Annotated in this window: 19 protein-coding genes, 1 tRNA gene and 2 pseudogenes; 12 read left to right on the top strand and 10 right to left on the bottom strand. The window is 35.5% G+C overall.

The genetic code is table 11. The features are described from left to right. Positions 1-17 precede the first annotated feature (17 nt). Positions 18-2,684: a pyruvate, phosphate dikinase gene (gene ppdK / locus ACFILU_RS03485; protein ID WP_375674761.1), complete on the top strand. Its 2,667-nt coding sequence runs from the start codon at positions 18-20 to the stop codon at positions 2,682-2,684. 695 nt (positions 2,685-3,379) lie between these two features. Beyond that, on the top strand, positions 3,380-3,577 hold the full coding sequence (locus ACFILU_RS03480; protein ID WP_375667975.1) for a hypothetical protein: 198 nt from the start codon (positions 3,380-3,382) through the stop codon (positions 3,575-3,577). A gap of 848 nt (positions 3,578-4,425) precedes the next feature. Here ACFILU_RS03480 and ACFILU_RS03475 read toward each other — a convergent pair. Beyond that, complete coding sequence (locus ACFILU_RS03475; protein WP_375643145.1) at positions 4,426-5,259, bottom strand: peptidoglycan-binding domain-containing protein; 834 nt, start codon at positions 5,257-5,259, stop codon at positions 4,426-4,428. 1,038 nt (positions 5,260-6,297) lie between these two features. Here ACFILU_RS03475 and ACFILU_RS03470 point away from each other — a divergent pair. Then, positions 6,298-6,673, top strand: a pseudogene (locus ACFILU_RS03470) (DUF5330 domain-containing protein). Positions 6,674-6,781: 108 nt separating this feature from the next. Further along, complete coding sequence (locus ACFILU_RS03465; protein WP_375663220.1) at positions 6,782-7,192, top strand: SufE family protein; 411 nt, start codon at positions 6,782-6,784, stop codon at positions 7,190-7,192. Positions 7,193-7,290: 98 nt separating this feature from the next. Here the strand turns inward: ACFILU_RS03465 and ACFILU_RS03460 are convergent, their stop codons facing one another. Further along, positions 7,291-7,728 (bottom strand): MucR family transcriptional regulator, encoded by a 438-nt coding sequence (locus tag ACFILU_RS03460; protein WP_012754848.1) that lies wholly within the window; start codon positions 7,726-7,728, stop codon positions 7,291-7,293. Positions 7,729-8,581: 853 nt separating this feature from the next. On the opposite strand from ACFILU_RS03460, the gene ACFILU_RS03455 reads away from it, so the two are divergent. Continuing rightward, positions 8,582-10,675, top strand: a complete 2,094-nt coding sequence (locus tag ACFILU_RS03455) for a S9 family peptidase (RefSeq protein WP_375674759.1) — start codon at positions 8,582-8,584, stop codon at positions 10,673-10,675. Positions 10,676-10,757: 82 nt separating this feature from the next. Here ACFILU_RS03455 and ACFILU_RS03450 read toward each other — a convergent pair whose 3' ends face one another. Further along, complete coding sequence (locus ACFILU_RS03450; RefSeq protein ID WP_375663218.1) at positions 10,758-11,360, bottom strand: superoxide dismutase; 603 nt, start codon at positions 11,358-11,360, stop codon at positions 10,758-10,760. 872 nt (positions 11,361-12,232) lie between these two features. On the opposite strand from ACFILU_RS03450, the gene ACFILU_RS03445 reads away from it, so the two are divergent. Then, positions 12,233-12,307: transfer RNA gene (locus ACFILU_RS03445), tRNA-Gln, on the top strand. Between the two features lie 296 nt (positions 12,308-12,603). On the opposite strand, the gene ACFILU_RS03440 is transcribed toward ACFILU_RS03445, so the two are convergent. The 3 genes and pseudogenes from ACFILU_RS03440 to ACFILU_RS03430 all read right to left on the bottom strand — a co-directional run bounded on the left by ACFILU_RS03440 (position 12,604) and on the right by ACFILU_RS03430 (position 16,026). After that, entirely contained in the window at positions 12,604-12,999 is a 396-nt protein-coding gene (locus tag ACFILU_RS03440) for a toxin-activating lysine-acyltransferase (protein ID WP_375674757.1), read from the bottom strand. Then, positions 12,999-14,261 (bottom strand): HlyD family type I secretion periplasmic adaptor subunit, encoded by a 1,263-nt coding sequence (locus ACFILU_RS03435; RefSeq protein ID WP_375674755.1) that lies wholly within the window; start codon positions 14,259-14,261, stop codon positions 12,999-13,001. Before ACFILU_RS03435 ends, ACFILU_RS03440 begins: the two co-directional genes overlap by 1 nt. Before the next feature lie 51 nt (positions 14,262-14,312). Continuing rightward, positions 14,313-16,026 (bottom strand): annotated as a pseudogene (locus ACFILU_RS03430) (peptidase domain-containing ABC transporter). A gap of 209 nt (positions 16,027-16,235) precedes the next feature. Here ACFILU_RS03430 and ACFILU_RS03425 point away from each other — a divergent pair. Then, entirely contained in the window at positions 16,236-16,430 is a 195-nt protein-coding gene (locus ACFILU_RS03425) for a hypothetical protein (RefSeq protein WP_375674754.1), read from the top strand. A gap of 1,226 nt (positions 16,431-17,656) precedes the next feature. Here the strand turns inward: ACFILU_RS03425 and ACFILU_RS03420 are convergent. The 4 genes from ACFILU_RS03420 to ACFILU_RS03405 all read right to left on the bottom strand — a co-directional run bounded on the left by ACFILU_RS03420 (position 17,657) and on the right by ACFILU_RS03405 (position 22,272). Next, positions 17,657-18,442: a DUF1499 domain-containing protein gene (locus tag ACFILU_RS03420; protein ID WP_375674753.1), complete on the bottom strand. Its 786-nt coding sequence runs from the start codon at positions 18,440-18,442 to the stop codon at positions 17,657-17,659. A 533-nt stretch (positions 18,443-18,975) separates the two neighbouring features. Next, positions 18,976-19,515, bottom strand: a complete 540-nt coding sequence (locus ACFILU_RS03415; protein WP_375622282.1) for a hypothetical protein — start codon at positions 19,513-19,515, stop codon at positions 18,976-18,978. Next, a complete protein-coding gene (locus ACFILU_RS03410; protein ID WP_375674752.1) occupies positions 19,508-20,104 on the bottom strand; it encodes a DUF1214 domain-containing protein in 597 nt (198 codons plus the stop codon). Before ACFILU_RS03410 ends, ACFILU_RS03415 begins: the two co-directional genes overlap by 8 nt. Before the next feature lie 17 nt (positions 20,105-20,121). After that, on the bottom strand, positions 20,122-22,272 hold the full coding sequence (locus ACFILU_RS03405) for a transglycosylase domain-containing protein (protein ID WP_375674750.1): 2,151 nt from the start codon (positions 22,270-22,272) through the stop codon (positions 20,122-20,124). 343 nt (positions 22,273-22,615) lie between these two features. Between ACFILU_RS03405 and ACFILU_RS03400 the strand changes: the two genes are divergently transcribed. The 5 genes from ACFILU_RS03400 (at position 22,616) to ccmE (ending at position 26,518) form a co-directional block, all read left to right on the top strand. After that, complete coding sequence (locus ACFILU_RS03400) at positions 22,616-22,852, top strand: hypothetical protein (protein ID WP_273723886.1); 237 nt, start codon at positions 22,616-22,618, stop codon at positions 22,850-22,852. A gap of 21 nt (positions 22,853-22,873) precedes the next feature. Continuing rightward, on the top strand, positions 22,874-23,539 hold the full coding sequence (locus ACFILU_RS03395; RefSeq protein WP_375630861.1) for a response regulator transcription factor: 666 nt from the start codon (positions 22,874-22,876) through the stop codon (positions 23,537-23,539). Next, entirely contained in the window at positions 23,539-24,957 is a 1,419-nt protein-coding gene (locus ACFILU_RS03390) for an ATP-binding protein (RefSeq protein ID WP_273791546.1), read from the top strand. The genes ACFILU_RS03395 and ACFILU_RS03390 overlap by 1 nt, the downstream gene beginning before the upstream one ends. A gap of 233 nt (positions 24,958-25,190) precedes the next feature. After that, positions 25,191-25,961, top strand: coding sequence for a tetratricopeptide repeat protein (locus ACFILU_RS03385; RefSeq protein WP_375667665.1), 771 nt, complete (start codon positions 25,191-25,193; stop codon positions 25,959-25,961). Positions 25,962-26,038: 77 nt separating this feature from the next. After that, positions 26,039-26,518, top strand: coding sequence for a cytochrome c maturation protein CcmE (gene ccmE, locus ACFILU_RS03380; RefSeq protein WP_273791548.1), 480 nt, complete (start codon positions 26,039-26,041; stop codon positions 26,516-26,518). Positions 26,519-26,520 lie beyond the last annotated feature (2 nt).

Here is a 26,520-nt window from a genome sequence, read left to right as displayed (position 1 = left end):
ATGGGAGGATTTGTACAGTGAAAAAATGGGTTTATAGTTTTGGAGATGGAAAGGCAGAAGGAAGTGCAAGTGAGCGTAACCTTCTCGGAGGTAAAGGGGCTAATTTGGCAGAAATGAGTAATCTTGGTTTGCCCGTACCGCCAGGATTTACGCTGACAACAGAAGTTTGTAATTTTTATTACGCCCATGACAAATCATATCCAGAAGAGCTACAGGAATCTGTTAAGCAAGCACTAAGACGTGTTGGTGAACAAACAGGACGTGAATTTGGGAGTGAGCAAAAGCCACTTTTGCTGTCTGTTCGTTCAGGAGCTAGGGCTTCTATGCCAGGGATGATGGATACAGTGCTTAACCTTGGCATGAATGATGAGACTGTAAAAGCCATTGCTTTACAAGCCAATAATGAACGTTTTGCTTATGATAGTTATCGGCGTTTTATCCAAATGTATTCTAACGTTGTTTTGGGGCTAGACCATTCGTATTTTGAAGAGATTCTTGATGAAGCAAAGGCATGCAATGGTTACACTATTGATACAGAAATGACAGCAGATGATTGGAAGAATGTTATTATTTCTTATAAAGCCTATGTTGAAGAAAAATTAGGAACCCCTTTTCCACAAGATCCTGAACAACAGTTATGGGGGGCAATTGGAGCCGTTTTTTCAAGTTGGATGACGGCACGCGCAGTTACTTATCGCCGTTTACATAGCATTCCTGAAAGTTGGGGAACGGCAGTTAATGTGCAAGCTATGGTTTTTGGTAACATGGGAGAAGATTCGGCAACAGGTGTTGCTTTTACACGCAATCCATCGACAGGGAAAAAAGAACTTTATGGTGAATTTTTAGTTAATGCGCAAGGGGAAGATGTTGTGGCGGGCATTCGAACGCCTCAAAATATTACAGAAAGTGCGCGTATTGTTGCTGGTTCAAATAGACCGTCGTTAGAAAAAATTATGCCTGAGGCTTTTTTGAAATTATGTCAGATTGCGCAGAAGCTTGAGCAGCATTATCGGGATATGCAAGATCTCGAATTTACCATTGAAAAAGGTAAATTATGGATGCTTCAGACTCGTTCAGGAAAACGCACGGCTCGTGCGGCTCTCAAGATGGCAATTGAAATGGTTGAGGAGGGGTTAATAAACCGTGAAGAGGCTGTGATGCGTATTGATGCAAAGTCGCTGGACCAACTTTTGCATCCAACACTTGATCCTAAAGCAGAACGTTTTGTTATAGGACGTGGTTTACCTGCTTCTCCTGGAGCCGCAACTGGTGAAATTGTTTTTACTTCAGAAGAGGCAGAAACTGTGTCGGCGGAAGGTCGCAAAGTTATTTTGGTCCGTGTAGAAACAAGCCCAGAAGATATTCATGGTATGCATGCTGCAGAAGGAATTTTAACAACGCGTGGCGGTATGACAAGTCACGCTGCTGTTGTTGCGCGGGGGATGGGAAAACCATGTATTTCTGGTGCTGGTAGTGTGCAGATTGATTATAACACAAATACGTTGTTTGCCTCAGGAGAAAGCTTAAAAAAGGGTGATGTTATCACAATTGATGGTGGAAGTGGAGAAATTTTCAAAGGGAAAGTTGCAATGTTGCAGCCTCAGCTTTGCGGAGACTTTGCAAAATTAATGGAATGGGCTGATGGGATGCGACGTATAAGAGTTCGCGCTAATGCTGATACACCATCTGATGCCCGTATGGGGCGATCTTTTGGGGCTGAAGGTATAGGTCTTTGCCGTACGGAGCACATGTTTTTTTCTGATGAACGTATCGTTGCTATGCGTGAAATGATTTTAAGTCATGATGAAAGTGGTCGTCGTAAAGCACTAGATAAGCTTTTGCCAATGCAGCGTTCAGATTTTAGTGAATTATTTGAAATTATGTGTGGTTTACCTGTTACTATCCGCTTGCTAGATCCACCATTACATGAATTTTTGCCTAAAACGAAAGCAGAAATTCTTGATGTTGCAACAGCTATGGGGGTTTCTGCTGAAGTGCTTGCTGAACGCGCTCAGCAGTTGCACGAATTTAATCCTATGCTTGGATTACGAGGATGCCGTTTAGCTATTACTTATCCTGAAATTGCAGAAATGCAAGCGCGGGCGATTTTTGAAGCAGCAGCAGAAGCTGCCCAAAAATCTGGATCTCCTGTTATGCTTGAAATTATGGTGCCACTGGTTGCGCTTAAATCTGAACTCGATTTTGTAAAAGCGCGTATTGATCAGGTTGCTGAAGAAGTGATGAAAGAAAAGGGAAGCACTATTCAATATATGGTTGGGACGATGATTGAACTTCCAAGGGCGGCGCTTCGAGCAGATGAAATTGCTGAAACTGCTGAATTTTTTTCATTTGGAACAAACGATTTGACACAAACTACTTTTGGGATTTCCCGTGATGATGCTGCTCCTTTTTTAGCAACCTATTTTCAAAAAGGTCTTTTAGAGCAAGATCCTTTCGTGTCTATTGACCGTGATGGAGTAGGGGAACTTATTACCATTGCTGCACAGCGTGGACGTTCAAAGCGTGCAAAAATAAAATTGGGAATTTGCGGTGAACATGGAGGCGATCCTGCTTCTATTACTTTATGCGAAGAAAATAACTTAGATTATGTTTCGTGTTCTCCTTTTCGAGTACCAATTGCTCGTTTAGCAGCAGCTCAGGCCGCAATAGCAAAAAGGATGTAATGGGTTAATATTTTTTGTTGTATCGTTATTACTGAAATAAATTTTTATATATTCTTTTATTTTCTTTAATAAAGGGAATAAAAATGCTTCTAAAATGCACGATAAGTTATGTTACGCGAGAAAGTGCTTTTTTTAGAAGTTTATAAGAAAAAATATAAAGCAGAATAGACAAAGATGTATTATTAATACACTTTCTATTGAAGAACCTCTTGATAGAGAGAAACGTGTTATTGTGCAGTCAATTTACGCGTTTGCTTTTTTATGGGGGAATGAGCTCCTCACGCAAAATAGAATGCTCCAAACAAATGTATTTTTTTGCACATCATGCTGTTTGAGATAGACATCTTTCAGTGGATGTCCATTTCACATTGACATTCGTGGAATGGGGATTATGTAAACTCCCCGTAAGTTTATAAACTCCACTATACGCTACCATCTTTACCTTTATGAAGGAATATCAAAGTTATACAATATGTTGATTTATAATGATATTTTTTTATTTCTTATATTGAACAAAAGCTGTAAATATCATAAGATCTTCTCATTTCAACTTCTTTTATAATGAATCAATCAAAACCATGTTTTTTGCATGTTATAGGCGGGATGAGCGTCTGTGGATAAAAAATAAAGCAAGGATATGCCTCTTATGAATCATCTCAAGTGTCAAGAGCTGTCACAAATTGAAGGTAGGTACAGTGTGTAATGGTGCTGGCTTGCTTTTTCACAAGTGTAAAAATGATAGCGCGCGCGCAGTAGGGGCTGCTATTATTCACGGGCGTTGTTGTGAAATGGTCTTGGGTGCTTTAAGAGATGTTTTTTTAAGAAAGCCCGTGAATGGCAATCCAAGTGTATTTCGTTTGGGACATTTTGTTTTGCGTGAGGGGGGGGAGTGAGTTCAAAAAGACATGTGATAAATAAAAGCATGAGGCAATAGGTAATCTCCATTATTTTAAAGATATTGCTTTAGATGTCTTTGAAAGGCGTAAAGCTGAATTAAAAGGAAATGGCAAAGATGAAAACTGGTTTTTACCTTAAAATTTCATATTCTTCCCAAATTAGGCTGTCTCCCTGTTTTAAGAGATTATACAAACAGAGATGCGCAATATTCTTGCCCCCATTTGGCATACAAAAGCTATAACAGCTGAGAAAAGTACTAAACTGTCTTAACATTTGTTTCAAATATACTGCTGCGTTAAATTTAGATGTTGATTTATAGGCAATATTAAACACACACGCTATTTTAGGAAAACAATGTCATAAAACACATAATTTTCCAGCAATAGATTGGAGAGAGGTGCTGTTTTTTTCAGATACTTTGCAAAACAACAACCATAACACAACTAGCTTTACGTCTACTTATCCTTACAGGTGTTTGCATAAATTCTTTGCATCATATTTATAAAGATCAAATTGACGATAATATATGGACAATTCGTGGTTCGATAATATGAAAGGTTTACGTGATACTACAAAAATTTTGTGTCCTTTTATCATCAGAAGCAATAAAAATGCTAGAACAAGCGCGTTTTCTATTTTGCAATATTTCTTTTTTCTGCAATCGGTTGTGGTTTTCTTGCAGCAAATTATACGGCTCAATATGTAATGTGTAAGAAAACCATTCTGATTGATTGAATATAAGAGGGCTTGAGATGAAGGAATGTTTGAGGGGAGCATTAAACAAACGAAAGATGAATTATCATTATAAATTAAGAGATTATTTTTATAATGTAGATGATTAGCTTCAATTAAATAAACCAATTTCACGCATTTTCATTAAAATTGTGTGATTAATTTTACCTGTTACAGGAAGATCAAATATTTTTTGAAACTGTTTTAAAGCTTCTATCGTCTTTTGATCTTCTATTCCTGTGACAATAACCTCTTCATTCCCAAAAATATGTAAAGCTTTTTGCACTTGTATAATATCTTCAACAGAAGGCTCTAAAATAGCTTCTTTTAAGTGTGTCATATTTTTTGTATTGTTTGTTTCTATTTCGCTTTGCTTAATTAATATCGCGATTTCATCTGTTGCGGGATTAGATAGAACATTCTTTTGCATTCTCTGAGCAGTTTGCTGTTTCCATAAAGTGATGGCTCGGCGTGTTTTAGGTCCTTCCAATCCATCTAAGGGTCCATCATAAAGGCCTAATTTTGCTAGTTCTTTTTGCTTTTCCAGCATGCTTGCTGATTGAGAGGATAAAGATGAATTTGTGTGGTTATGATTTTGAGAATGTACAGAAGTTACACGGGAGAGTTCTTGTGATTTTTCTTCTTTTTCCGATAAAGTAGAGCTCTTACCTATACTTTGAACAGAGGAAAATTTCATTTGAGTTAAAATATTTTGATGCGTTGTCATTTGCGAAAATAAAGCATTAAATGAAATAAATAAAAAACTAATGCTAAAAAGAAGAGATCCAACAAAAAATAAAGTATTTTTTCGCGTATAGAAATAAAGAGTTTTTGCACTCCAAAAAATAAAATGAAAAATTATAAGAAGAAGTGTTATAACAATACTACTATAGTATTTACGGTGTTTTACAGTTTTTTTTCGGTATGTCTTTCGTTTTGTTGCCATTACTTTTATTTTCAGTTGCGTTTATTTTTTACAAAGAAACAAATATAAATTAGGAAACGAATATGAATCAGTTCTTACTTCCAGCCAGAGAGAAGTGCATTGACATTATTGATTTTTCCTTTCAAACTCCTAAAATGAGCAGCTTCATTATATCAATTTATAAGTTGATAAATCAACAAGAGTTCTTGGCAACTTTTATTCATTTCATTTTGACAAGTCTTTAATGTGTATAAAGAGAGCACCAAATGATTAGCATTCAAGATCATTTTGGTGTTTGCAAACTGCATTATCACATATAATTATCTAAACAATAATGCCACGGTATTCTTCATTTTGGGGCATATGTTTGCCTATTATTTAAAATAAAATTGAAAATATTTGCCTATAACACTAAACAGATGACAATCATTATCTATTCTTTATAATTTACATATAGATGGTTACTTATCCATAAACGGTTTGGTAAAATATAATTATCTCTTAATATAATTATATTTTAGTGTAAATAACTTCGTATCAATTAAATTGATTTACAATGTTATAGAAAAACTGGTCTTGAGATCTTTAGATGGAGTTGTAAGAGATGCATCTATTGTTTAATATTTTGATCGACATGTTGATCATGTTTATGATGTGCTAGTAAAAATTTTATAGATAATATAAATATTTTATCGACACTAGAGTCAGAATAACAGAATTTTACTCTTTTTAGCTTTTTCAACTAAGCTAAGATGGTGAACTATTATCTAAAATAAGTATGTACACGACATGATTATATCTCTCATTTTTTACCATAGTATGTTCATTAACATGATCAGCCTGTAAGTGTATAATTTTGATGTTAATTTTTTACTGAATAGACAATGTATCCTATTTTATACGGCGGAATTGTGCCATATTTATAAAAAAGCCAATGATATAGACCCAATACATGAATACTCAATTTTATAAAAAGCACATTTTATAAATTGTTTATAAAGCAACAGTATATAAAATGCTTCTTTTATTGTATTTACCACTGCGCTACATTGATTATCCATGATACGTTTTTTAATCAAATTATTATTATTATTATTTTTTATTTTTGTCATTATTTCATTTTTTGTAGCAGATCCAAGCAGTAATCATTCTTCTAGCCCCAAAAATAATGAGACAACAACGAGCGATGTGATTATTGCTTTTAAGGAAGCCTTAAATGATTTAGGCGCATTTTGTGACCGTAATATAAAAACCTGTAAAGTAGGAAAATCTTTTTTAAGTTCACTTGGCGAACGCGCATATTACGGTGCAAGAGCTGCTTATGAATATTTAGGGAACATATTAGGGAACAAAAATAATATCAGAGACTTCCCCTAATGTTTCTTACAAAATAGAAATACAAGAGTTCTTACAAAACCATGAAATGTTATCTTGAAATAAGGATTTTTAACGTTCTTCGTGTTATTTATGTTAGGAAGAATAAATATTTATTTTTTATAAGTGTATTCAAGAATGATTATTCAAACGAAACAGGACTAAAATAATGGCGGAAAAAATCGGTACTATTATAGAGAACTTTTCGCTTTTGGATAATTGGGAAGATCGTTATCGTTATGTCATCGAGCTTGGCTATGAATTGCCACCTTTTCCGGAAAGCGCTCGAAATGATGCTCACAAAGTTCCTGGTTGTGTTAGCCAAGTGTGGCTTTTATCTTCACGTAATAACTCAGAAGATCCAATATTGACGTTTCAAGGTGATTCCGATGCTCATATTGTGCGTGGACTCATTTATATACTTCTTGCTTTTTATTCAGGCAAAAAAGCTTCTGAAATTCGCAATGCTGATGCTCAAGAGCTTTTTGAAAAACTTGGTTTAAATGAAAATCTTACACCACAACGATCAAATGGTTTGAAATCAATGATTAAACGGATTCGTAACGAAAGCTATACGTAATCCCCTTGGTAGAAATTGCTATATATACAAAAGCTTCACACAACACATGTATACTAAAATCAACTTTATACACGAAACCATTTTTTCGCAAAATAAGATTATTTAGTTTTTTTCCGTTTGCTTTTGCGTCCAAGACCCATTTCTTTGGCCAAAGCCGATCGTGTTTTTGCATAATTAGGCGCCACCATAGGATAAGAACTATCTAACTGCCATTTTTCACGATATTCCTCTGGCAACATTCCATAATGTGTCATGAGATGACGCTTTAGAGATTTAAACTTCTTTCCATCTTCAAGGCAAATGAGATAATCAGGAAATACTGAACGTTTTGGATTAACGGCAGGCCTTTGTTTTTCAACTTCGACTTCTGTTAACTCTAGATTCCCTGCTTTACGAAAAGCAGCATGGACATCAGCAATTAAACTTGGCACTTCAGTCGGTCGAATAGAATTATTACTCACGTAGGCAGCAACAATATCAGCAACCAATGTAATAACTAAATTGCTTTCAGTCTCTAAGACTGCACGATGTTCCATTCTTGTTTCCTTTAATTTAAAATTGAGTAATTCAAAATCGAGATATAGTGCATATACTCATGATATAAAGATCTCATGCACATGAGTTTCATATTGTACAAAAATCTTTTTTGTCAATTCAATTATTCTATAAAATTGCCAAAACACAAAAAAATCAAATAAATACCCATTTTTTGTCATAATATACAATAAGAAAAACGAAATTATTACATGCTAAAATATATTTTAGCCTATAACATATCATACATAATATATAATACATCACAAATATAAAAAGATATAGGATGAAATTTATTTATTTTTTTGAGAACGTAAAAATAAAATTACTAATTATAAAAATATAATATATAAATTATTATTTTTTGTTTTGAATACTTATAATTTAGTAAGTTTATTTTTAATAAATTTCAAATTTATTTTTATTATTTATATTTATTAAATTTAATAATAAAAAACAATATATATTATAAACATGAAACAATAGCATTGTTTATAATATAAAACTATTCATTAAAACGACATAGAATATTTTTATTTTTTATAAAGTAATAATAATATTTCTGATATATTTATTCATTTCTATAAAATTATGCGATTATACTGTTTCAAAAAAAATCAATTCTTTTTCTCATAGTTTAATTGTTTTACCAGTCACTTTCATTATAAAAGTGGTATTATATCCCTAGAAAACAATAGCTGTGATATGTAATGAACAGAAAGGTATTAGTTTTAAAAATTATCATGGCACTATTTTTGCAAGTGAATAGAACTTATAGATTTGTACACTTGCATCAATAATTGTGATTCTAACATATAAATGAAGCTGTTAACATATTTTAATATAGGATTGTGTATGACTCGCACTTTTGCAATTCCTCCCAAAGCATCTAGAATCACTCATAAGGAAATATATCATGGTATTTTTCGTGATGATCCCTATCATTGGCTACGTGCGTCTAACTGGCAAGATGTTTTTAAAAATCCTAACTGTCTTGATCTCAATATTCGACATTATCTTGAAAAAGAAAATGCTTATCAATCAGCTCAAATGGCTGATACAAAACCACTACGAGATTTGCTTTTTATCGAAATGAAAAACAGGATCCAAGAGAATGATAGTTCTGTTCCTATAAAACATGGTCCTTTTGCTTACGGATTCTCTTATGTTACCGGAGGCCAACAACCACATTATTTTCGGACACCAAGGAATGGCGGAGAAAAAAACGTGTACCTTAATGGTGATGTCTTGGCAGAAGGCAAAGAATATTTCAAATTTGGTTCAGTTCAAGAATCTCCTGACCATACACATGTGGTATGGACCTATGATGACAAAGGATCAGAATTCTATACAGCTAAAATTCGTAACTTTGAGACATTGTCTGACTGTATGGACACAATTACTGATACATCTGGTCAAATTGTATGGGATGCTAGATCTGAAGGTTTTTTCTATACTAAGATGGATAAAAACCACCGACCTTCAGAGCTCTATTATCACCAATTAAACACAGATCAATCACAAGATAAGCTTATTTTTCGTGAAGACAATCCAGGTTTTTTCTTAGATGTAAGCGGTTCTAAGCTTAATGATGTTATTTATATTAAGATTCATGATCATGAAACATCCGAGATCTGGTTAATTCCTGCTGAGGCGCCTTTTACTATTCCCCAATGTGTACGGAAACGACAAAAAGGTATTGAATATTCACTTACAGAAGGTGGTGATGTCTTTTATATTCTGACCAATTTAGATAATGCAAAAGATTTCAAAATTATGGTAGCGCCATATACATCTCCACAATCAGAAAATTGGTCTGAGTTTGTCCCACATCAGCTTGGGTGCCTAATATTATCCCATGATGCTTATCAAGATTTTCTTGTCTGGATCGAACGTTTTGAGGGGCTTCCACGTATAAAAGTAATGGAACGTACCACTAAACAAGTTAATTCCATTGCTTTTACTGAAGAGGCTTATTCTTTAGGTCTGCAAGGAGTTGCAGAATATAACAGTCCAACTATTCGTTTTTCCTATTCGTCTATGACAACACCTGATCAAGTGTTTGATTATGAGATGAAAAATTGTAAACGAATGCTTTTAAAAACGCAAATAATTCCCTCTGGGCATAATAAAGATGCATATGTAACACGACGTATTACAGCAATAGCAGACGATGGTGAGAAGATTCCTATTTCACTTTTTTATCACAAAAATACTCCCCTTGATGGTGGTGCGCCTTGTCTGCTTTACGGTTATGGTGCTTATGGGATCTCTATACCTGCCAGTTTCAATAGTAATGTACTTTCTCTAGTAAACAGAGGTTTTATTTACGCTATTGCTCATATTCGCGGAGGAAAAGAAAAGGGAGTAGAATGGTATGAGAAAGGAAAACATCTCTTTAAGCACAATACATTTACAGATTTTATTGCTTGTGGGCGTTACCTTGTAAACAATAAATTCACTTCTCACGACCGGCTGATTGCTCATGGTGGTTCAGCAGGGGGGATGTTGATGGGAGCCATTGCCAATATAGCTCCACAGGATTTTGCTGGGATCGTAGCAAATGTGCCTTTTGTTGATGTCTTAGCGACAATGTTAGATGCTTCATTGCCACTCACACCTCCAGAATGGGCCGAATGGGGGAATCCTCTTGAATCAGAAGAAGATTATAAGCTTATTGCTTCCTATTCCCCTTACGATAATGTCAAAGCTCAAAACTATCCCCCTATACTTGTGATGGCAGGATTAACAGATCCTCGTGTAACTTACTGGGAGCCTGCAAAATGGGTGGCAAAATTACGAGACCTAAAAACAGACGATAATGCAATTTTATTACGTATTAATATGGATTCAGGGCACGCTGGTGCAGCTGGACGTTTTTCAAAGCTAGAAGAAGTTGCCTATATCTATGCATATATTCTAAAGATAGCAGGAAAAGACTTTTGCTAATCCATAATACCTCTGTATGAAAGCCTCCGATAATTTATTGGATTATAGGGACTTTCATACACTAAAAAATTATTGAGACAGTTTAAAATTCACATTCTTCATAAAGTTTCAAAACATAGTCCCAATTAATTAAATGGTCTACAAAGGATTCGAGGTACTTCGGTCGAGTATTGCGATAATCAATGTAATAGGAATGTTCCCACACATCGACACCCAAAATAGGTCGAGCATTGTGCACTAAGGGATTTTCACCATTAGGCGTTTTCATAATTTCAAGCTTGCCATTTTTAACAGCAACCCACGCCCATCCAGAACCAAATTGGGCACTAGCAGCAGCAATAAAATCAGCGCGGAATTTGTCGTAACCACCTAGATCAGCGTCAATAGCTTTTGCTAACTTTTCAGGAAGTTTTTGGCCACCACCATTTTTTTTCATCCAAAGCCAAAAGTGGTTATGATTGTAATACTGCGCTGCATTATTAAACAAACCAATATTTTTTCCAAAACTTTTTTTAACAATATCTTCAAGGCTTTCATTTTCTAAGCCTAACTCTTTCACAAAATTATTGGTGTTGGTAAGATAAGCGAGGTGATGCTTATCATGATGATATTCAAGCGTTTCGCGTGACATATAAGGCGAAAGGGCATCGTAATCATAAGGCAATGGGGGCAATTCAAAAGCCATTTAAAAATCTCCTCGATTCTAATTGTTAAGCTTATTTCATAAGCCTAATTTGCCATTTACCGCATTTAAAAGCAAATGTTGAATACCTAGTTTGTATGAAATAGTTTTAATGTCTCTCTTTTTGTAAAAGAAGCTTTTAGGAAATGTATATTCATCAATCAAAAAGGGTATTGGTCTACATAAAGATTGCTTCTGAAGATTTTTTACATCTATGAGTGGGTAATAAATATCATTATCTTTTGAATAAAAAGTAAATGGAAATAGCTATTATTCCTTGTTTTTGTATCTCTATTTTTTCAAATACCATATAAAATGTTTTTAATTTTTTCAAAACTCTTCCAGTTTATTGGTGTATCATAATGTTTTCAACAGAATATTAAGTGTTATTTTTTAGGAAATATTTTTCAATGTGCTTGATTTTATTTTATGGTGCTACCCATGAATAATATAATGTAAAAATTAGTGGACATTACCATCTTTATGCTTAATGCAAGAGCACAGCAGCACTATCATACACTTACCGGTTGCCAATGTGGAGACAGTTTTTTTTAATTGAGCAAGATGGGATTTTAATATATCAAGAAAAGTAAATCATATGCAAATTTATTAGACACATGAGTAAACTGCAAGATTTTCATTTTCTGTTCCTAGAAAATCAATACAAAGAGCAAAATAATTGATGGATAAATGGTTCCTTCTTATGTTAAAATTACAACTGTATATCAGTTTCTGCTACGAATTTGTATCGATGGCAATGCCATACAAGACTCAGAAATTTTATGATAAAAAAGTAAAGTCTTTGATTTTCAGATATTGCGTCCAATCACAGGAATCGCTATAAGGTGCAGGAGTCGCTATAAAGCGTGTTTTTTTGGGGTATAGCCAAGCGGTAAGGCACCGGTTTTTGGTACCGGCATTCCCTGGTTCGAATCCAGGTACCCCAGCCAATTCTAGTGAAATGTTAATCAAAGTTCAGCTTGAGAGTGGATTAACCCTCTTAACCATCTATTGCTATTCATAGCAAGTCTGGTAAGCTGAAAAATACCCATTTGTAGCGGGGAAGCTCTAAATATGGTAAGGTTCTTTTACTATAGCTATCACTTAAAGAGCTCTTTTAAAAGATTCTTTTCTATAAGACGAGGGGTAAATGATTTATGCGCACTTGCTTTAGAAAAACTATTTAGCTGGATTTTGCGCTCTATAGCAACACCAGCGTGCAATTTTTCGTATCCCACCATCTTCATTACGTCGAACAGCGTAGCAATAATGCTGGTGGAAACACATGTCGCTGCATGTCACGTACCATACCAGAAGCATGTCCATAGGGTGCTACATAATCAATAAACCATACGTATTTTCCATTTTGCCAATTGACATCGGGTAAAAATTCTCCTTTTTTAAACATAGATTGATGATTTTTCTCATCTAAAAAAGCCCAAGTGATAAAGGCACAAAATTCTCCACGTTCATTTTTATAGAGCTTGTATTGCCCAGTCTGTAAAGCTGGTCCTAAATTTCGTTCGATATCCCAGATTCGCCAGCGGCGGTATAAGGGAGATGTAAGCATTAAAACAACCATAGCTCCTAACGCTGTAAGAGGATCTATGAGTGATGGTGATGGATTTTCATTTACAGACATCATCTTTCCTTTAGAGATTGTTCTAAAATTTTGGTGATAGGCTCAAAGAAATAAGAAATGAGACGCCGTTTTGAGGTAATGACATCCGTTGTCACAGTCATGCCAGGGATAAATTTAAGTTGTTTGTTATTCAAAGTGATGTGATATTGGTCAATTTTGATTAAAACAGCGTAGACACCATTAATTTCTTTATTATAGCGCGCTGTAGCGCCTACATTAACGACTGTGCCGTGGATAACACCGAAACGTTCAGGAGGAAAGGCAGAAAACTTGATGTAAGCACGTTGGCCCTTTTCTAAAAAACCAATATCTCGATTATCAAAAAATGCTTCAATAATGAGACCACCCGCACCAGGGACAATGCGCATGAGAGTTTTACCAGCCTCTACAAAGCCGCCCAAAGTATGGATACTTAAATCATCGATACGTCCATCAACAGGTGCATAAAGTGATAAGTGGTCAAGATGGTATTGAGTGCTATCAAGCTTTGCTTTTAATCCTTGAAGATTCAGTTCTGTTTCACGCGAAAGTTGCCGATAGCGGGCGATTTCATCGGAAATGAGACTTTTCCGTTGTTGGCGGAGGGTGTTTATTTCGGCGGCATTTTCTTCCAAACGTCTTTGATTGGTTAAAATTTCATGCTCGACATTTTTAAAATCATGTAAACGCTCTAAATAAACCGCTTGGCTAATGACTTTTGTTTCCATTAGGCTTTTTGCAGCCTTTAATTTTCCTTGGCTTAATTGACGATTATCTTCCAACCTATCTAATTGCGCATGTTGTGTTGCACCGCTGCGCTCGACGCGGTCCGCCTGTGCTTTTAGCGCTCTTAATTTATCTTGGAGAGATTGAAGGGTAGCGCTAATGAGTTTTTCCCCTTCTATTCTTGCAGTCGTGTTGCCAGAAGGAGGAGCTGGCAGATAGGCAAGCCCTTTGGTTACAAAATCTTTATCCAAAGGATCACTTTCATGCAAAGCTGTTAAAATAGCTGTTGCAATTTGTGCTTGAAGGGTTTGTTGCGCGATATCTGCTTGAACACGTGCGCACTCATTGAGGGCTTCACGGGGATCTAATTGAATAAGGAGATCCCCTTGATGAACAAATTGCCCTTCTTTTACAAGGATTTTCTCAATGCGTCCTGTATTTTGCGCTTGGACCAGCTGAACATAGGTGGTGGGAATAACACTTCCTTGCCCCCGTGCAACAATCTCTGTTTTTGCGATAAAGCTGCCGATCACAATAAAGAGAAATAAAGCAATCAAACAGCAACCACCATATGAAGCGTTGGTGACAAAGGGCGCAAATAGGGAGTTTTATCTGCCATTTTTTGCCTCCAAATCAGTAAAGTTTAAGACGGTTGCATGCTGAGGAAAGAGGTCACTTTTGTGGGTAATAACAAGAACAATACGATCTTGTGAAAGTTTATATAAATGCTCAACAATTTGTGCACTGACAGCGTCATCCAATGCGGAAGTAGGTTCATCCAAAATAAGAAGGCTTGGGTTTATCAGAAAGAAACAAGCCAAAGCCAAGCGTTGGCGCTGACCACCTGATAAAAAACCACCTTGCTCTCCTACTTGAGTATTGAGTCCTAAAGGCAACTGAGCAATCAAATCATGGCAAGCACTAACATATAGTGCAGAGTCGATTTCATCTTTAGTGGCATCTGGTTTAGCAAGAAGCATATTCTCAAGAATGGTTCCGGAAAAAAGGCAAGGATTTTGGGGAAAATACGCGATTGTGTCACGCACGCTACGGACATCAAAATTCTGTAAAGGTTGTGCGTTAATCAATATCTTCCCGCTTGTTGGGGGAGAGTCCACAAAGGAGCTTCGCCAAGGTTGTTTTTCCGCACCCTGAAGGACCAAGTAACATAATTGGTTGCCCAGGTTGTAAACAGACATCAAGATGATTGATAATGGATTTATCTCCATAAGAAAAACAGAGATCGTTGGCTTCAAGATGAGGAGGAGCGCTGAGTTGAAGAGGCGGCTTTTCTTCTTCCCATTCTGAAGGGGAGTTAAGAATATCGCCCAAACGAAGACGAGAGATTTTCAAATGCTGCCATTCTTCCCGTAGGGATGCAAGGCTTAAGATAGGACCAGAAACATTTCCAGCGAGGAGATGAAAGGCAATAAGTTGTCCTAGTGTAATCTGGTTTTGAAGAACTGCCTGAGCACCAAAAAAGATAATAAAAATAGTGAAAAAATCACCAAAAATATGACTCATGGCTCCATTGAGAAGATGCAATTTACTAGTTGTAAGGCTTTGATCTAAACTACGGGCTAAAGTCTCTTGCATGCGTATTGTATGGGCTGGCTCCTTTACATGCGCTTTAATGGCTTCAAGATTGATAAAACTTTCAATGAGGCGCGATTGATGGGCGGCTTGCAGAGTGAAAGCACGGCGTAATTGGCGGCGCAAGAAGGGACCGACAAACGCTAAAGAGCCCATTTGTAAAGGTAAAATGATAAGGACAATAAAGGTCAGTTTCGGACTAATGGAAAAGAGTGCCGCAAGATAAATGATTGCGAACAGAACATTTAGCACAGTTGTGGCGATGGTTCCTGTTAGAAACCCGCGAATTGTATCAACTTCTCCAATACGTGAAAACAATTCTCCCACTTGCCAAGTGCGTAAAATAGGCAAGGAAAGACTTAACACATGGGTGTAAATGCGCCGTCCAAATTCTAGCGTAAGCCGATTGGCTAAATAGGCACCTAAGTAACCTGAAAGAGTGCTAAGAGCCGTGCTAAACAGCATGATAGCAACCATCAAGACAACGATAGCATAGAGACTTTCAATACGCTGAAAAGGGGGAATACGGTCGATAATCGCTTGAAAAATAAAAGGATTCACCAAGCCCAGCAAACGCAAAACAACAGCAACGCAACTGAGTTCGATGACATAATAAATATATTTCTTTGTTGTTATTGTAAACCAAGAGAAAAGGATACTAGTTTTTCTTGTGAATGTCTCATTTGAATTTATGATTTTATTTAAGAGAAAGAGCGATTGATGTCGCATATTTAAACAGTATTGTAAATAGTATTATATTAATACAAAATATATATTTTGTATTAATATAATATAAACATAATGTATTTATTATTTATACAGTATTTTTATTATTATTTTTACAAATTATGTTTTACTTCTTATAAAGTGAACATAATGAATTTTCCACTGTATCTTTGTGATACAGTTATTTTTAACAATAATTAAAGAGGTTTTATATGTATCGTTCATTTGGTTCTAGTTTTTCTAATGGTTGGTCTAATTTTACTTCAATGAATTTTTCAAGCAGTGGATCACGACTTGGCTGTACTGTTGGAGATTATTTCTCAGCAGGATTTTCAATGGGACATAGGGGACATAATATGGGAGTGGTAATTGGTGGAGTTATGGGGTGTCAGTTGGAGGACCAATAAGCGCTGCGGAAGAGGTCTATCATTAGGAGGAGGAGTTGGCTCTGCAGTAGGATTTGGTACAGGTTTGGGATATACAGGCTATGAATGTTATCGCTAATATAAAAATCAGCAGATATTTCTAAAATGAACAAGCTTGTAGGCATAATTATGTGTCTACAAACTTGACAGGAAGGTTTAGGTGCATAATTCTACAAAATTATATATTTAATTTGGATTTTTTTTATGAATGAGCTTATTAGTATTATTATAGAATTATTATTTTCTATAGGTGCTTTATTTATATTTTTCTATACATTGTTTTCATATTATAAATCTAAAGGTTATAGTAAAAAAGAAATTTGGAAAAAAATTTGTTAAGAATATTTTTGTTCTTTATAATATTTTTTATTTATATACGTTATTTCTATGAACAATGATTATTCATTATTAATTTATAATTATAGATTTATTTGGAAATTTTATTTGTTATCTATATTTTTAATATATTTTATGAATTGTTTTTTGCATTTTTTGTTTAATTATATTTATTTAAATTTTATTATGTATCTAAGGTATGTAATGAAAAAAATATTAAAATTAAATCATTAATTAAGAATAAATTCGTTTTTTATATTATTTTAAGTTATTAAGTTTTATATGATATAATATATATTAATGTTTATTGTTTTTATATATTTTTAATTTGGATTTTTTATGAGTGATATTATTCGTATTATTGCAGAATTATTATCTTCTACATGTGCTTTCTTTATATTTTTCTATGCAATGTTTTTACTGTATAAATTTAAATGTTATAGTAACAAAGAAATTGTGAAAAAAATGTTTTTAAGCACATTTTTGTTCATTATATTTGTTATATTACTTTCTATAACAGTTTTTATTTGTATACGTTATTTATATGAAAAATGATTATTTATTATCTTTATATAATAATGTTTTTGATATGAGTTTTATAATAATTTATTTAATATTAAACTTTAAAAAATATTTACTGATTACAGTTAGACAGAGACTTTAATATTATTATCAATATTTCTGTTTTTTATTTCCTATTTTTTTTAATATTTTTCATTATTTCAAGAATGGTTAGGTTTGAGAATATTATCTTTTGTATAAGAATTTTTAGTTTATAGCTTTTGAAAAGTGATTGTTTGCTTATGTATCATGTTTATTGAAAAATAAGCAATTTTTGTGAAATAAAGTGTCTTCTCTCTCGCTCTTGATCGTTATTCATCTTCTTGTGAAAGAGGAAGGGAAGCGATTTCCGTATCAAGGGCATCCATAAAATCGATAATAAAAGCAGCATTTGTCCCCAAATCTCTTGGCAAATAACGAGAAGCAGAACGCATATCAACAAAAGTTGTATCCCCTTCATCAGTTAAGCGTATCACGATATCCGAAATAAACCCAAGGTAAAAAGTTTTAGCTCTCGTTTCAATATAAAGCGCATTTTCTTCACCTTTAAACTCTCGTTGAGCCACAACAGGCCAATCATAGGCTGCTAAAACATTAAGAACAGATTCGCGAATACGATCAGGTGAACCATCATAACGGCGCCCCGACATTTCTGGCCATTGTGACATCTGTAATGTTGCTTGTTCAGTCAAAACACTTTTGAGCGGTAAAGCATCGCTGGGACGTATTGTGCGAAAAAAAGCTGGCGGGCTTTGTGTATCGGTAGAAATATCGTAAAGAGCCGGTAAGGTAAACCAAAGTCCAAAAAATAACATCAATGGTGTAGCCGTTATCAACGAATAAATGATCCCTTTTAAAGCTTTCATTCCCCCTAGGGCTCCATAGATCCATAAGCTGTAAAGTGCTTTTAAAGCAAGAAAAAGAGAAATAATCACACAGCCGGTAGAGATTCCGATCAAAATTATGAAGTCGGTTACGTTAATGACGGAAAAACGTTGTAAAATGACTGAAAATAATAAAACAAAGAACGACAATCCACCAAATCGAGGGGACCATACTGCTGCTCTTGAAATGAACCGAACATATCTCTTCTTCATGAAGTTTTTCCCCTCAATTGTAAACTATAAGCCAAGTTTTTTCAGAGTGCATATCTTACAAAAAGCTTATGCTCATAAAACAAAAATAAAGCACTTATTTTTGAGGTCAAGGATTCATAATGTCTTATAAGTTTCCAGCGATTATTTTTGCACTTCATTGAAGGTAATCAGTATTTCTTCTATAGTTTATCATGTCATTGATGCGAATTTTATGGGAATGTTTGTAAATAAAAAGAAATAAACTCAAATAACAAGTTTTACGGTTGTTAGCAGCATATTTTTCTAGAACTTTACTCTTGATTTTCTCTTCTGATTGCTGGGAGTTTTTTCTGTCAGATAATGCGTAATCAAATAGGATATGATGATGTGCAATAGAGATTTCATTCTATCTCAATAAAAAATTGAGGGATTTATAATCAGATAAATCTGAATTCGAAGATTCAATTAATAGAGAAAAAGATAACCATTTTGATAGGCTTCATGTATTTTGTATAGAAAGTAAGGTATTGTACAAATGAGAGGTTACTCCGTTTTTATTCATAAAATATGCGGCAGGTCGCAGATGAAAGAAAAGCTTCACTTTCTTTTTTTGCAAGTGAAGAAGGGGCAAAAATACGTAAAATGACAAAACCTTCATTCAAATTTTTAGCAACCAAAACTGAATTGGCATTTTTTTTAGGTTTTGATTTTTTGAGTTCTATGATTTGTATTGGTTTTCCAATAATAAGATCGAGTGTATTATCAGGGGCTGTTCGGTCATTAAGGCTATAGAAAATAATTCCTTTGTGTGTGTAGGCTGCTAGTGACCAAAATTGTCGTGTTTTCAAAGCTTTTAAATGAACAGGTCCATTTTCAAGATTAAATCTGCAGACTTTAAGAAGAAAGAGGGGATCAGCAGATTGTTGAATAGGATTATCGGGAGTAAAAGCAACAAATTGATAAGGGGCTCCGGATTTTTTAAGTGCTGTCCATATATTATTTTGTGTCCAATAGGGGATCAGAAAGAGAACGCAAATATGAACGATAATAGCGCCAATGATTGCAAGAAGTGCGGTATGAATAAATCTAGTCACAATTTATTTGTCCTGATGGAATTTGTTCTATTGATGGCATTGTAAGCTTTTGTAATGCCGTTGCAGAGATGATTGAGGTATCGTATAAAGTAAGAATAAGCCCGAATTCTTTTTGACTAACTGTTGCAAGCCAATTGCCGGCTTGCGGTGTAGGTGAAATATTGATGCGCAATGAGCCATCATGCTCATAAATAATAGCGTTCGTGTGGAGTTCAAAAGGTATTTCTTTGGATGAAGTATAGGGTTTTAGGGATTTGTCAGCTGTATAAAGGGTGAAAAGACGAGTTTCAGGGATGGTGCCTTTGAGTAAATAATGACAGTGGGGGTGGAGTGGACGCCCTTGGTTGTCTTGCCAAATCTGGAATTGAAGACCTTCAGTGCGTCCGAGTGAAACAATGCCTCGTTTGGTCGTGCGGGCGCGGGTATAAGGATCCATATTGGCGGTTCCCATTTTTGGATAAGCACTCCATTTTCCAATTCTAAAGCGTTCAAAATGAGGAAAGGAATTGAGCACATAATCGACACTCAGTTTTCCACATAAAATGGAAAAAGCGAAGATAAAAAAGAAAATGGTGATATTTAAAAACATCAGTGAATATCTTGAATTCAAAATGTTGAATCTCCAGTTGTTTTCACCTTCAAAGAAATTGCAGATGGTTTTTTCAGATCTTTGTTAATCAATCGCACAATATTCAATGTTTCAGGAGAAAGCGTAGAGGGTATTGGGGAAAAAAATTCAGAATCTGCATGGGAGGAAAGTATTGGGGGATGATAAGGAAGAAGAGAATCTTTAACACCATAGAGTTGTTTGAGCATAATATTTTGGTGTGCAGCAAGCATGATGCGTTGCCATATCATGGCAGGGACTCCACCCCCAAAAGCACGATTCATCGGTGAAAAGTTATCATTTCCCATCCATACCGCTCCAGTATAATTGCCAGTAAAGCCAACAAACCAAGCATCACGATAGGATTGTGATGTTCCAGTTTTCCCAGCGACGAGAGTCATGGGCAGAGCAGCACGCTTACCAGACCCTCGTGTTGTGACACCCACCATCATTTGGTTCATATAAGCAGCTGATTGTCTGCTGAGAACTCGGTGTAACTTATTTCCGTTATGCTCGAAATCCCATACCACATGCCCATCAATTGTTCTGATTTGCGTGAACCCGTGCCGATTACCAGCTATCCCACCATTAGCAAAGACATTAAAGCCAGTTGCTTGATCCATGGGGGTCATGTTGGAAGTGCCCAGAACCATCGTTTTGTGTGATAAAATATGCGCGTTAATCCCCATATTCTTGATGAGATCTATGATAGGTTGGGTATCGCGGTGAAGATATTGATAGGTGAGATACACAGGGACTGTATTAATAGAAAAAGCTAAAGCTGTTGCTAAATCAATTTTCCCCAAATAACGGCCAGAATTATTTTTTGGTGTCCAACCTCCCCAATTGATCGGAGCATCTAAAACGATTGTCGAGGGAGAAAGTCCGTGTTCCAGTGCGGTTGCGTAAACATAAGGTTTGAATGAAGAACCAGTTTGCCGTCCGCCTTGTGTTGCTCTGTTAAATTGACTATTTTTATAATCTTGTCCTCCAACAATTGCGCATACGGCACCGTTATTATCGAGTATAACAGTGGAAGCTTGTGTTACGCGATATTGTTGACCATACTGATGTAAATGATATGCAATTGATTCTTCTGCTGCTTTTTGAATATTTGGATCAAGAGTCGTTTGAATAATTAAACTATGGCTTGGAAGTTGATTGCGCATTTTTTTGACTTCCTCGAATGCCCAATCAAGAAAATAATCAGCCTGATTATTTTCTATTTGGGGAAGTGCCCTAGCAGGGTGGCGATGCGCATTGATAATCTGGCTCTTCGTCATAAAGCCACTATTAACAAGATTAGAAAGGACGATATTGGCACGTGTTTGAGCCGCAAAGAGATGACTATGAGGAGCATATTTTGTTGGAGCTTTAAAGAGTCCTGCTAACATAGCAGATTCACTTAAAGAGACATGACGTATGTTTTTTCCAAAATAAAATTTTGCTGCTGCGGCAATACCAAAATTGTTTCCTCCCATATAGGCTCGGTCAAGGTAAAGTTGTAAAATCTGCTTTTTGCTAAAATTTGCTTCTAGCCAAAGAGCAAGATAAGCTTCTTTGATTTTACGTGTTATGGTTCTTTCGTTTGTTAAAAATAAATTTTTAGCCAATTGTTGTGTGAGAGTTGAACCACCTTGCACCACACCTTTAGCTTGCATATTTTGTGAAATTGCCCGTGTAAGTCCTTGAAAATCAATGCCCCAATGATCAAAAAAACGACGGTCTTCTGTAGCGAGAACCGCTTTAATAACAGTGTCAGGCATTTCTTCAACGGGGACAGAGATCGCCGGCAGTGCACCACGGTGCCCAATGGAATTTCCATAGCGATCTAGAAAAAGAATGGAAAAGTTTTTAGGAGAAAACCAATCTGTTTTGGTCACTTCAAAAACAGAAATGCCCAAAATAGTGAAAAGAGTAAATCCCATCAACCCTAATGTCAGTATTTCATCGAGAACTTCAACGATAAAACGTTTCCATCCTTGAAGATGAAAATTTTGTGAGACGATTTTTGCCTTTTTCCAGAAAAAACTGTTAGCAGAACGAATGTGATAAAGTGCTGTGTCTAATCGTGCGTCTAATTCAATGAGAGCAGGACTGTGAAATGGCTTACGATGTTGCCCTTTCTTTTTTTTAAAAAAATCAAACATTTAAAGAGAGCCTATGGCAAAGAAATACAACCAAACAAATCTACAATAATTATATGGAGTAGAAGTATTTTTTTGCTATAGTGCTAACAGAGAAAGAGTTTATTTTAGAATTATTCATTTTTCGTAAGATAGTGTATTAATATTTTATTATTTTATTGAATAAATTTTATTCTCATTATTAAAAATATTTTTTTGATTTTTTAAAAATTTGGAGTAATGTTAATATGTTCTTCTGTAAGATAGAGGATAAATTATTTCCATTTGTGATTTTTAAATCGACTAAAAAAAACCATTATTTCTTTTATCCTTTATCAAGGAGAAGAGATGGGTTATTGAAATATTTATGATGAAAAAAAAATTCTTGTTCGTAATAATAGCAGCTTTTTTAGGAGCAGATTCTGTTCTAGCTTCTGGGTGTGCTGAAGTAGGTAAGAAGGCTGCCGCGCAAGAGAGCGGGGTTCTCGTCCGTTCAAAACCGGTTGTTCAGGATGGAAAGGACATGTGTGCAATTGTAGTTGTTGTACCAGCCCGTAATGGTGAAAAGTTACGTCGTGTTGAGTTTTTTGTTCCTGCTGATTAGTTTTTGGCAGATGGTGTTGTGATGCGTATCTTAATCGTTGAAGATGATCGGAATCTTCACCATCAATTAGCAGAAGCTGTAAGACGTGCAGGATATGTTTCCGATAGTGCTTTCGATGGTGAAGAGGCTTATTTTTTAGGGAGCACAGAGTCTTACGACGCGGTGATACTTGATATAGGTTTACCGCAGATTGATGGTATTAGTGTTGTTGAAAAGTGGCGTCAAGAAGGGCTCTCCATGCCTGTTTTAATGCTAACGGCGCGAGACCGTTGGTCTGATAAGGTGCACGGTATTGATGCTGGAGCTGACGATTATGTTGTGAAGCCATTTCATTTGGAGGAAGTGATGGCGCGCTTGCGAGCATTAATTCGTCGCACTACGGGACATGCGACAAGTGCATTATGTTGCGGAAATGTTTTGTTGGATACAAAGACGTCTCGTGTTTTTGTAGATGGTCAATTGATTAAACTAACATCTTATGAATTCAGACTGCTTTCGTATCTCATGCATCATTGTGACAGGGTCATTTCAAGAACAGAGCTTACAGAACATCTTTATGATCAGGATTTTGATAAGGACTCGAATACGGTGGAAGTCTTTGTAGGTCGGTTACGGAAAAAGCTTGGAGTGGATTTGATTGAAACTATTCGAGGAATGGGGTATCGCGTGAGAATGCTAGGTGATTAATGAATGTTTTTGAAGAGAATAATTGGTGTAGGAGGTTCTTTTTTGTAATTACTCGATCTCTCAGTTTACGTGTTATGATCTTATCAACATTATGGGTTGTTATTTCTCTTTTATCGATTTCTGCAGTAAGTATTTTATTTTATAAGCGTTCAACTGAACAAAGCCTAGAGCGTATCCTTTCTGCTCAACTCTACAGTCTTATTGCAACAGTGACGGTGTCATCGGAAGGTACTTTGATAGGAGGGGCTGGGATTGATGATATTCGTTATTCTGATCCAACAACAGGATGGTATTGGGAAGTTGTTGCGATATCCCATAATTTAAAAGGAAGATTGACATCCCCCTCATTGGGAACAGGCGAGATATTTACACCAAGTGATGTTGATATACCTTTTGACAATAAATTCTTTCGCTCTTATCGGATAACGGGGAACAATGGTCAAAAGTTACAAGTGATTGAGAGTGATGTTGTTCTTGATAATAAAAATCATATTGCACGTTTTCGGCTTGTTGGGAATATCGATGAAGCTCATGCCCAGGTAAAGGAATTTACGCGAACTTTGCAAATTTTTCTTTGGAGTTTCGGTATCGGGAGTGTTCTTATTAATATTGCTATTATTTTCTTTAGTTTTCAACCGTTGAAGCTTATTCGACACGCATTGAATGATATTCGCGAAGGAAGAGTTCATTATGTGAATACGGATTTAGTAAGCGAAGTGATGCCGCTTGTACAAGAGATGAATGCTCTCATTAATAATAATCAGCGTATTATTGAGCGATTTCGCACACAAGTTGGTAATCTCGCGCATTCATTGAAGACGCCTCTATCTGTGATTATGAATGAGACAGATAAGATGCGCGGAGAAAAGGCTTGTTTGTTGAGAGAGCAAACGCAAATAATGCAAGCTCAAATCAATCATTATCTTCAGCGTGCACGGATTGCAGCACAATGCGATAGTATTGTCTATCATACGTCTGTTCGCAGTGTGCTTGAACGTTTGGTGCGGGTTATGAAAAAGCTTAATCCTGAAAAACAAATTCAATTTATTATGGATGTTGATGATATTGTTTTTTCTGGAGAGAAGGAAGATTTAGAAGAAATTGTAGGGAATTTGATTGAAAATGCTACTCAGTGGTCTCGAGCAAAGGTTTTGATCTCTTGTTGTTTAGAAGAAAATGTTGAAGAAAAAGAATATTTTAGTATCTTTGTAGAAGATGATGGTCCTGGTTTAACAGAAGACAAAATTGATGAAGCATTAAAAAGAGGGCGGCGGTTTAATGAAAGTAAACTAGGGGCAGGCTTAGGGTTAGCAATTGTTTCAGATATGGTCAGTGAATATGGTGGCAATCTCTTTTTATCACGTTCTGATTTGGGTGGATTGTATGCAAAAGTTTTGTTACCTAAGATGGGAGAATAACATATTTTCTTCTTAAGCAAGAAATGTCTATAAAGTTTATAAAGCAGTATTTTAGACAATACATAAAGAGTAGGGAAACATTGTTTTTAGTTTCTTTGCTTAATTGATATATATGATAGATATTTATAATATTCTCCATGAAAAAATGAATTTTTATTAATTCACATCACTCTTCTTATGAAGAGGATAAAATGTAAGCGAGTTATTCTCTGTTCGTATTGGAAAAAAACGATATGCTCTTATTAATTTTTGCAGCATTTTTTCTGACTTTTCTGGCAAGTATTCTTTTTCTTTCACTACGTTTTGACGATGAGATAAAGAAAGAATGGACAGTTGAAACCGTAGATGGTTATAGAAGCCATAAGCGTACGATTGAGTTTAACAAGCTTTATATGAATTATAAAAAAAGAAATATTCTTAAGGCTTTGAGTATTTTGTTTGTTCTTCTGATGACATGGAGTATTTATGGGCTGACAGGCAATCCAGAAGTGAAAAGTTATTTTTTTAGCGAATTAATGGATAAGGATCCTAAAACTCTCAGTAAGCAAGAAAAGCTTATTCGTTTACAAGTGCTTTTTTTCCGTGCACCTCACGATGGCAAGCTAGCAGATGCGTTAGCGGTAGGGTATCTCGAAGAAAGCCTTTTTCAAGAAGCTGTGAATACTTATTTAGATGCACTTCGTTTGAATGGAGAAACAGCTCCAAGGCTTGTCGGATACGGTTTAGCATTGGTTGGTTATGAAGGGGGGGTGATAACGCAAGAAGCGCAAAATGCCTTTCAAAAAGCAGCAGATTTAGCCCCAACAGATTTTTATCCACGTTTGTTGTTGGCCGATGCATTGCATCAAGCAGGAAAAACTGCGCAGGCAGTGCAATTTTTACAAAGCTTTCTTGATACAATGCCTGAAAATTTTTCAGGACAATCACGTGTTAAAAAAATGATGATTCAGTTACGTGATTTATCAAGTGAGCATACAGAGAAAAGAAATCTTGCACCTATGTAGAAGATGTGCAAAGCTCTTAAAAAATAAAATATTGATACTTAATTATAACGTATTTAAACTTTTTTCGCAGAGTGTCTATGAACAGTCAATCTTTAAAGAGTTCTGCCTCATGGAAGGTTATTTTAGAGCAGCGAAAAAAAAGGCGCTTACTGATCATATTATTATGTTGTTTGGTTATGACAATTGCAGCAAGTCTCATAGTGTATGCAATGCGTCATGCGGTCAGTTTTTTTAGAATGCCCTCTGAAATTACAAGAGAAGATATTTTAACGGAGCGCCCTTTGCGTTTGGGTGGCTTTGTTGAAAAGGGAACCGTTCAATATGTTGGAGAGAGAGGAGTTATTTTTTTTGTAACGGATAACAAAAAACATGAAAAAGTGGTTTTCAATGGTGCCTTACCGGATCTTTTTCGTGAAGGTCAGGGGGTGATTGTAGAAGGGCATTTCGATAAACAGGGCTTTTTTATAGGGATGCGTATTTTAGCAAAACATGATGAAACTTATATGCCTAAAGAAACAGCTGATCGTTTGAAAAAACATTACATTATGGAGAAATAATT

This window comes from Bartonella sp. CL100XZDX (genome assembly GCF_042195375.1).
GTDB lineage: Bacteria > Pseudomonadota > Alphaproteobacteria > Rhizobiales > Rhizobiaceae > Bartonella.
Note: the sequence above shows the minus strand (reverse complement) of the source record. Positions and strands in the feature narration are given on the sequence as shown.